The organism is Thermostichus sp. MS-CIW-37 (assembly GCF_054060065.1).
In genome coordinates this window covers 1-8201 of record NZ_JBSSCV010000050.1, presented here as the reverse complement: position 1 = coordinate 8201, position 8201 = coordinate 1, and the positions used below count along the sequence as shown (strand labels likewise).

Genomic DNA, 8201 nt, shown 5'->3' with positions numbered 1-8201 from the left:
TAGCTTTGGAGATGCGATGATTGACCCACGTTTTTGCTACGCAACGCTGACGCGACTGAAAGCGTCTTTCCTTGCCAGACAGCCGTTGCAACAGTCCTCTGCATCTGCGCCGCGAACTGCGTGTGCCCTTACTGGCTTTGCGTTGAAGTACCGCCCTCAACCGCAAGTAGCGCTCTCGGACTCTGCTCAACTGCTGTCCATGCCAGTTATCTCCTTCCGTTCGCGCCAGCGGGACGGAGTCCTTTGTATGAGCAATATCCGTCCTGCCCAAATCCACGCCCAGCACTCTGTCCGTGCGTTGCGGTGGGCACGGTTCCGTTTCCACACAGATCTGAATGGAGTAGGAACCGTCTTTGCGCTTGACCAGAGTGGCGGATTTGGGGTTGGAGCCTGCCAACTGTTCTCTCTGGTAACGGCCAATCGCCAGCTCAAAGCGTTCTCGACCCTCCACCGTGGTGAGCGACACCGTCCAGTCTTTCTCGCGGAACGAAAAGATACGGGCATCGTAGGTTGCAAAGCCTCTCTTGAACGCTTTGACGGGGCGGTTTTTCTGTCGGGCAACTTTACGGGCGCCGGCCAGCCGTCTGCAGACCTGCTGGTCGCGTAAGCGGGACGTAGTCCTTGCCAAGTTACTGGACAAGCCGAACCGAGCACGGATTTCGCGGTAGCACAGAGACTGGAGCTTAACGGCGTTGGCGACTTTCTCGGGTGTGTTTTGGTTGATCCAGTTCAACGCCTGCACAAAGGCATCCATTGTCGCATCCAACTTTGCGGCTTGCGACTGGGACACCTTGAGCTTGCAGGAGACGGTCAGGACTTGGGTCATGGTTCTATCGTAACTTCCGCATTCCTCCCGACCCTCGTCCTACGGGCAGAGGGCGGGACTCCTGCGATTTCTAGCTGAAGTTTTTTTCTGGAGCCAGAGGGATCCCGGTCGCTATTCCGGTTGGCGGAGCCTAGCAGTCGCAATGGAGCTGACCGCACGGCCACTGTCGGTGGTGGCAGCAATGCAGGAAATCCGGGATCCAGTGTCGGTCATGGCCCAGAAGCTGCTGATGCTTTTGGCGGTAGAGGTGGGTTGAGCCGGGCCGATGGGGGATTCTACTGCCACAGAGTCTGGGGATTTCTCCTGAGAAGGGAGCAACACCACAGGTTCCTCACCCCGTTGGGCTGCTGCAACTTTTGGGGCGGGATGTTCTGGTGTGGGCTCAGGGGCTTCTTCTTTGCGGGCGGCCTCTGCAGCAGGGACATTCCGGGGAGAGGGCTGCTGAACCAGCCTCTTGTCAAGGGGTGGTCGTGGCGCGGCAGCGGGGGGTGCAGGGGGGGCTTGGCCGGCGATCTTTCCCCATAAGGCTTTGAGGAGTTGCCACATGGCTGGGTTGGCTACTGAGGGAGAGAGCAGTGAGGAATGGTGTTATCCTGCCATGCTCTGGCCTGAGAATCCATCCCCTCTGCCAGTCTTGATAGAGCAAAGTCATAACGAGTATGATTAAGTAGCCTGCTTAGGGAGAAAGTTCAACATGGCGCAGATTCGCGAGATTCCCCTTGCCCAAATTCGCCGCCCTTTGCCGCGGCAAACGGATCCGGATAAGGTGCGGGCGCTGATGGCTTCTATCGAAGCAATCGGTCTGCAGGAGCCCATTGAGGTTTTGGAAGTGGAAGGGGAGTACTACGGGTTCTCCGGCTGCCACCGCTACGAGGCATTTGTCCGCTTGGGCAAGGAGCGGATCCCCTGTCGGGTGCGAAAAGCGCCACGTGCTGTTTTGAGGCTACACCTGGCCTGAAAGGGATCCCTTCTGGCCCGGCTCCTCTTCGGCGGTGTAGCCCCGTTCGTAGGCAAAACGCACCAGTTGCGAGCGATTTTCCAAAGAAAGCTTGCTGAGGATGTTGGTCAGGTGAGTTTGCACAGTGCGCGGGCTGATGAACAGCTTCTCGCCGATTTGCTTGTTGGTGAAGCCGCGAATGACTTCCCGAAAGACCCGCTCCTCAGCAGGGGTCAGAGGCAATTCGGGTGGGGTGGGGCGGGGGTCCGCTTCGGGTTTTGGCTGGGACTGCTGTTGGATTAGCCGCAAAATTTCCGATTGGGTGCGGCGGGAGCGTTCAATCTGGGCCTCGATTTTGGCCACCAACTCCAGGGGTTCAAAGGGCTTGATGATGTAGTCATCCGCCCCCCGCTCGTAGCCCTGAACTCGGTCATCGATCTCTCCCCGCGAAGAGAGAAAAATGAAGGGGACGAGCTCGCCGCCGCGCTGTTGGCGCAGCTGTCGGCAAAACTCGAAGCCGTCCATTTCCGGCATCACCACATCTGAAACCACCACATCCGGCTGCTCTTGGGCAAACAGACGCAACCCTTCTACACCCGAAGCGCCTGTACAAACCCGATAGCCATGCTGAGTCAGGTGGCGGCTCAGCACCTTCAGGGAGAGGGGATCGTCATCTACGACCAGTACACGCTTCATGAGGACTCGAGGAGGCTGTTAGGGAAAAGGGTAAAGCGCTATTCACCTGTTATCTGTCGCTATTTTAGGGAGACGGACAGGATTCGTCATTTGGCTGGGGTGCCTTGACCCATAATAGTGGTTTCAAGGGTGGCCTGGTTGAAAGCTGAAGACTACGGTAGCTGTGAAATGAGGGACTGAACCTGGGCCTCTAAGCTCCCATTCCCGAGTACTGTTGCAAGCCTTTGCGCCACAACCAGCGGTTAGCCAGCCAGAGCAGGCCCGTCCAGGCCAGGCCCATGCCAAAGCCGCCCAGAATATCCACCGGGATCCCTGCCCAGAGGCTGGCGGGAAAATGCACCAGGTAGGGGAAGGGTGTCCAGGCCAAGACCTGGCGCACGGGTGGTGGGAACACCTCAAGAGGAGCAATCACCCCCGAGAAAAACAAGTACACCAAAAAATGGAATTGCTCCAAGGCCGTCACCCGTTCCACCCAAAAGGCCAGCAGCGCCAGGGTGTACTGCATGAGAAAGCGCAGGGCAAAAGCCAGGAGAATGGCCAGGGATCCCAGCCCCGCCTGGGCCCAAGAGGGGATCCAAAAGGCACGGGGGTAGAGGACGAAGAAAAGGGCGATTAAAACCAGGGTAAAGGGGAGACGGGCCAAGCGCTCCATCAGGTGGCTGGCCACATGGTGCCAAGCGGGATCCAGAGGCTGCAACAGGCGAGGAGATAATTTGCCTTCGACCACCTCTCGCTCAAAGTCCCAGATGACCCAGACGATGGTGAACTGGCGCACCAGGAACACCGCCAGAAAGTAGCGGATGAACTCCAGAGCAGACAGCGAGAAGTCTCCTGAGCGGGCTGCCTCGCTCCACACCCCCATCATGATCAGGGGCAGGGATCCGGCCAACACCCACAGGATCAGCTCGGCCCGGTACTCCAGCATGTAGGCGTAGTAGGCGGAGAAGAGGGCACCCAACTTGCGAAAGAAGGCGTTCATGGAGATTCCGGTTGCGCAAGCGCTGCGGAGCAATACGAGACTGGCGGACGCAAAGTGGGCAACAAGCTGGCCAGGCTGACCACCGCTCCCACCACAACAATTGAAGGCGGTGCTACGGGCGAGGGCTGCCCAGCCAGAGTCTGCAGGCGGAGCAGATGAATCTCTTGCTCAGGGGTGGTGCCCCAGCGGATCAGGGCAACCGGGGTATCGGGAGCTTTCCCTCCGGCCAACAATTCAGCGGCAATGTGGCTGAGGTTGTGCATGCCCATGTAGATCACCAGGGTTTCCACCGCCCCGGCCAAAGCCCGCCAATTGACCTGAGGGCGGTATTTCCCTGCCGCCTCATGTCCGGTAACAAAAGCAACCGAAGAGCTGAGGTCGCGATGGGTGAGAGGGATCCCGGCATAGGCGCTGGCGGCAATGCCCGCCGTAATTCCCGGCACCACCTCCACTGGGATCCCGGCCTGCACCAGAGCCAACATCTCCTCTCCCCCCCGCCCAAAGATGAAGGGATCCCCCCCTTTGAGCCGCACCACCACGGCTGCCGTTCGAGCTTTCTCCATCAGCAAGGCTGTGATCTGCTCCTGGGGCAAGGTGTGAGCGCCGCAGTGTTTGCCAGCATAGATCCGTTCTGCCGTCGGCGGGATCAGCTCCAGGATGGAGGATCCCACCAGAGCATCGTAGATGACCACATCCGCGTGGGCGAGTAGCGCCTTTCCCTTCACCGTCAGCAGCCCTGGATCCCCAGGCCCTGCCCCCACCAAATACACTTTGCCCATCTCAAGTCCTGGTCGCGTCATTGCTGTTGGAAATATCCATTTTGAGGGAACGGGAAAGATTCGGCTATTCCAGCGCCGGGCTAAAAGCCTGGAGTGTCTCCACAATGGCCTGCATCAGTTGAGGATCCCGCCAGAGGGGCGGCTCCACCTGGATTTGGAGCAGAGGCCATTCCCGCTGTAATCGCTGAGCCTGTTCTTGTAGGGCGCGCAGCAGACCGCCTGGAAAGAGAAAAAACGGCAGCACCCGTAGACGGCACTGGCTAAGGCGCAAGCAATGGATCACGACCGCTTCTAAGGTGGGGGACTGGGCAGCAAAAGCCACATGCAAGGGGATCTCGGGCAAGCGCCGTTGCACAGTTTGGATCCCTGCTTGGAGCTGGGCGGCAAACCCCGGCAGACGGCTGCCATGGCCAAGCACAATCCAGGCATCTGCCCGTTCGCCGGATTGCCTGAGCGTTGCAGAGCAAGAGGGCTGTGGAGCCAGAATGCGAGCCACCAACAGATCCAGGAGGGCCGGGTGCTGGCCAATGGGGGGTGTTAACCGGATGGGCAGGCGCGGCCAGCGAGCTTGAACCTGCTTCACCGCAGCCGGTAAATCCTCTTCCACATGGGATCCCTCGCCCATAAACAGCGACAGCAGCACCACTTGATCGGGAGATCGGCCTGCGCCCAGCCAAGCTGCCAGCCGTCCTTGAATCTGTTCGGCCAGGGTGAGAGGCTGACCTTCCAACTGGGCCAGCTCCACCGGCTGAGGGGCCAGCTGCTGCTGCACCCGGGCCAACAAATCTGCCAAAGCCTGCTGATAATCGGGATCCCGGCTGCCGTGACAGACCAAAAACACCAGGGGATTGGAGGACATGGCAGAGGTTAGGGATCCCAGCGGAACGGCTCTATTTTGCCACTTTAGGGGATCCCGCCAACTTCTCGCGTAGGATCTGCGCGTATGATTTGAAGAGTACACACCCTCTTTCCCAGCTTCGTCAGCCCTTTCCCAGGTTTTCATGTCATTTGAGAATCGTTCCACCGCCCCTGAACTCTTAATCCATGTCTTGCGGGAGGGGTTGACCGAATCTATCCATCATTGCCAAGCTGTCGTGGCCGATAGCCGCGGGCGTTCTCTGGCCATGGCCGGCAACAGCACCACCCCCGTCTTTGCCCGTTCTGCCCTCAAGCCTTTCCAAGCGCTGGCCATGCTCTCCACCGGCATCCGCGAGCGCTACCGCCTCAGCGAGAAAGATATTGCCATCATGTGCGGATCCCATCAGGGCACCACGGCTCATGCGCGGCAGGTGTTCAGTATACTGTGGCGGGCCGATCTGTCTCCCGATTTGCTGGTCTGCCCCACCCCACCCGGCAAGCCCAGCCCCCTGTGCCACAACTGCTCCGGCAAACATGCCGGCATGCTCGTGGCCAGCCGCGCCCAAAACTGGACCTTGTCAGACTACGCCCAGCGGCAGCATCCGGTGCAAGCCCTGGTGCGGGCCAAGCTGGCGGATTTGCTGCAAATGCCCTCGGAAGAGTTTTTGTTTGCGCGGGATGACTGTGGGGTGCCCACCTACCAACTGCAACTGAACCACCTGGCCTCCCTATTCGCCCAACTGACTGCTGGCGAGCGGCCCGACTTGGAATCGGTAGCACGGGCCATGACCCATCACCCGGAGATGGTGGCTGGACAGGGGTGTTTCGACACGGAATTGATGCGGGCCACTCAAGGGGATCTGGTGAGCAAATCGGGTGCTGAAGGGATCCAGTGCATTGGCCGGGTGGGGGAAGGCATGGGCCTGGCCATCAAGGTCCAGGATGGAGCCGCCCGGGCCAAGTATGCCCTGGCTTTGCACCTGCTGCAGCGCATGGGCTGGATCCAGCCTGCCGCCGCCGAGATGCTGGGGGAGCGCTTCCTTCGCGTCGGCCCCTACACCCGCCTCGAGGTAGAAGGGGAGCTGCGCATGCCTTGAAGACTCAGCGCTGGAAGGGGTTTTGGTAAGGATTGGGGCCGGGGTTGGAGCTCTGGCCTTTGTTGCGGTACTTAGGATTGATGGTCAAGGTGCCGGATCCCAGGCCCCGCTGCGCCAAAAACTCCAGGTTGCGGCGGCGCATGGTGGTGTCGTAGTCATTTTTAACGCGATCTTCCAGCATGGCCACCTGTTGCAACGCACTCAGCAGGATGGCAGCGGCCTGCTCGGAGCTGTAGCCGTTTTGCGAGGCGTAGCGCACGGCAAATTCATCGGCTGCAACTTGTGCTTTTTGCCCCTTTTCCGCTTTGCGCAACAGAAACACCGCCGAAGCGGCCAACCCGGCTGCTAGGCCAACACCGAGGTTGTCTCCCATCTGCAGCTCCACCAAAATGCCCATGCTGCCGGCCCCGATCAAGGCGGGATACAGCAACAACGCCGACCAGTTATCCCCCAAAGCCAGCTCTGTGGCCATCACCGCTTCTCGCAGGAAGTAGATCTTCTGCTGGTCAGGGCTCAGCTTCTGCCAACGGCTGAGGTCAATGGCGAAGCGAGAGTATTTCTGCCAGGGAAAGCGCCACAGCGGCTGCACAATCCGAGACTGGTCGGGGGTGCCGATCTCGATCTGCACTTCAGGGCGGATCTCCACCGGGAGAAACTGGATCAGGCGGTCAAAGTCGGAAATGGTATACATGCTGGCACGGTGCGGTTATAAGGAGCGGCTGGAGATCATTACCCCCATAGTATAAGGATCCTAGCCTTCCTTGCAGGCTAGCTCCAAGAAAGCCTTTTGCGATTTGAGGTCTGCGTCCATGCCATCTCACCTGTAATGCCGTCTCACCCTCAACTGAATTGACTGTAAAAACCAGACCAGCTTGTTCTGGATTAGTTGTCATTTTTGCAACGCGCCCATCTTTTGGGCCTTTCTGCCCTTGAGAGGCAGGGGAAGTAGAGGACGCTGTCGGTATGAGTTGACCAAAAAACTGGGTTCAAGCGCCGCCCTAGGGCCTACGGCCCGCTGACGCGAGTAGGGCGGCTTTTTGCTAAAATCCGGCTAGCACGAGTAGGGTTTCCGATGTATTTTGCTCGGAAGCTAAAGTTGGGGTTTTCAGAGCAACTGCAGCATCTGGCTTTAGCCGCGGGCGAGCTATACTCCAAGACCTTGGTTTTCTTTTGGCGAGTGGCACGCAAGAAAGGCTTGTGGTTAAAGCCCTCGAGTTTGATGCGCTGGTTTCCCAACAGTAGTGGAAACGAACTTCACGCCCATAGTGCCGATGCAGTGGTACAAAGTTTCTTTGCTCCTCTGAAGTCTTGGTACAAGCGTCGTAAAACGGATCCCAACGCCAAGCCCCCCAAAAGACGGCGGCGCTACTTCAAGGTCATCTGGAAGTCCTCTGCCATTAGGGTTCGGGGTGGGAAGTTAGTTCTTTCCAACGGCAAGACCAACCCGCCTGTGGTTATTCCTTGGGCATGGGATACACCGGTGCAGGTAGAAATCGGCTGGGACGGCAAGCAGTACGAGTTGCGGGCCTGCTACGAGTTAAGTAGGCCGGAAGGGGAAGTAACGGCAAAGGCTGGGGAAGTAGCAGGTGTCGATTTAGGGGAAGTGCATTTAGCTACTGCTCACGACGGTCGGGCAACTTTATATAGCTAATTTATATAGCTAACGGGCGGTTACTGCGTTCCCAAAGGCGTTACCAGAACAAGCTGAAGGGCAAGCTCTCCAGGCTAATGGCTCGCAAGAAGAGAGGCTCGCGGCGCTGGAAGCGGTTAGTTCGTTCCAAGCAGCGTCAGTTAGCTAAACCGCCGAGAAGCCCCGCCCTCTGTCCGTAGGACGTATGGACTACGTCCCGCTGAAGCGAACGCGCTAGCGGCGCGGAGCGCTTGGCCGGGATGAGAGGCGGGAGTACCTTGGCTTTCAATGTACTGGCTCAATGCCGAGACTGTCACCCCACCACATGAAGCGATGAAATAAGATTCATTCCACAGCACATTTTTCCGGTATATCTTGCTGATGTAATCCGCAAACTCG

9 protein-coding genes and 2 pseudogenes are annotated in these 8201 nt (G+C 58.6%); 3 read left to right on the top strand and 8 right to left on the bottom strand.

Annotated elements, in window-relative coordinates; genetic code table 11:
• Together ACVWYZ_RS13970 and ACVWYZ_RS13965 are read right to left on the bottom strand one after the other, a co-directional pair.
• Positions 1–826 (bottom strand): annotated as a pseudogene (locus tag ACVWYZ_RS13970) (RNA-guided endonuclease TnpB family protein); the annotation flags it as partial.
• A 111-nt stretch (positions 827–937) separates the two neighbouring features.
• On the bottom strand, positions 938–1372 hold the full coding sequence (locus tag ACVWYZ_RS13965) for a hypothetical protein (RefSeq protein WP_457467394.1): 435 nt from the start codon (positions 1370–1372) through the stop codon (positions 938–940).
• Between the two features lie 148 nt (positions 1373–1520).
• Between ACVWYZ_RS13965 and ACVWYZ_RS13960 the strand changes: the two genes are divergently transcribed.
• Complete coding sequence (locus ACVWYZ_RS13960) at positions 1521–1784, top strand: ParB N-terminal domain-containing protein (protein ID WP_414358160.1); 264 nt, start codon at positions 1521–1523, stop codon at positions 1782–1784.
• Here the strand turns inward: ACVWYZ_RS13960 and ACVWYZ_RS13955 are convergent.
• From ACVWYZ_RS13955 to ACVWYZ_RS13940, 4 genes are all read right to left on the bottom strand, one after another.
• Positions 1770–2459 (bottom strand): response regulator transcription factor, encoded by a 690-nt coding sequence (locus tag ACVWYZ_RS13955; RefSeq protein ID WP_011432676.1) that lies wholly within the window; start codon positions 2457–2459, stop codon positions 1770–1772. The two genes, ACVWYZ_RS13960 and ACVWYZ_RS13955, sit on opposite strands and share 15 nt — an antisense overlap.
• A gap of 190 nt (positions 2460–2649) precedes the next feature.
• On the bottom strand, positions 2650–3438 hold the full coding sequence (locus ACVWYZ_RS13950) for an ABC transporter permease (protein WP_414400686.1): 789 nt from the start codon (positions 3436–3438) through the stop codon (positions 2650–2652).
• Entirely contained in the window at positions 3435–4217 is a 783-nt protein-coding gene (gene cobA, locus ACVWYZ_RS13945; protein WP_011432673.1) for a uroporphyrinogen-III C-methyltransferase, read from the bottom strand. The genes ACVWYZ_RS13950 and cobA overlap by 4 nt, the downstream gene beginning before the upstream one ends.
• A gap of 64 nt (positions 4218–4281) precedes the next feature.
• Positions 4282–5076 (bottom strand): sirohydrochlorin chelatase, encoded by a 795-nt coding sequence (locus ACVWYZ_RS13940; protein WP_011432672.1) that lies wholly within the window; start codon positions 5074–5076, stop codon positions 4282–4284.
• A gap of 142 nt (positions 5077–5218) precedes the next feature.
• On the opposite strand from ACVWYZ_RS13940, the gene ACVWYZ_RS13935 reads away from it, so the two are divergent.
• A complete protein-coding gene (locus ACVWYZ_RS13935; protein ID WP_414400684.1) occupies positions 5219–6172 on the top strand; it encodes an asparaginase in 954 nt (317 codons plus the stop codon).
• Positions 6173–6176: 4 nt separating this feature from the next.
• On the opposite strand, the gene ACVWYZ_RS13930 is transcribed toward ACVWYZ_RS13935, so the two are convergent.
• Positions 6177–6863 carry a DUF3318 domain-containing protein gene (locus tag ACVWYZ_RS13930; protein WP_457467393.1) on the bottom strand — a complete coding sequence of 229 codons (687 nt, stop codon included), beginning with the start codon at positions 6861–6863 and terminating at the stop codon, positions 6177–6179.
• A 381-nt stretch (positions 6864–7244) separates the two neighbouring features.
• Between ACVWYZ_RS13930 and ACVWYZ_RS13925 the strand changes: the two genes are divergently transcribed.
• Positions 7245–7823 carry a hypothetical protein gene (locus ACVWYZ_RS13925; protein WP_457467392.1) on the top strand — a complete coding sequence of 193 codons (579 nt, stop codon included), beginning with the start codon at positions 7245–7247 and terminating at the stop codon, positions 7821–7823.
• Positions 7824–8036: 213 nt separating this feature from the next.
• Here the strand turns inward: ACVWYZ_RS13925 and ACVWYZ_RS13920 are convergent.
• A pseudogene (locus tag ACVWYZ_RS13920) lies at positions 8037–8201 on the bottom strand (transposase); the annotation flags it as partial.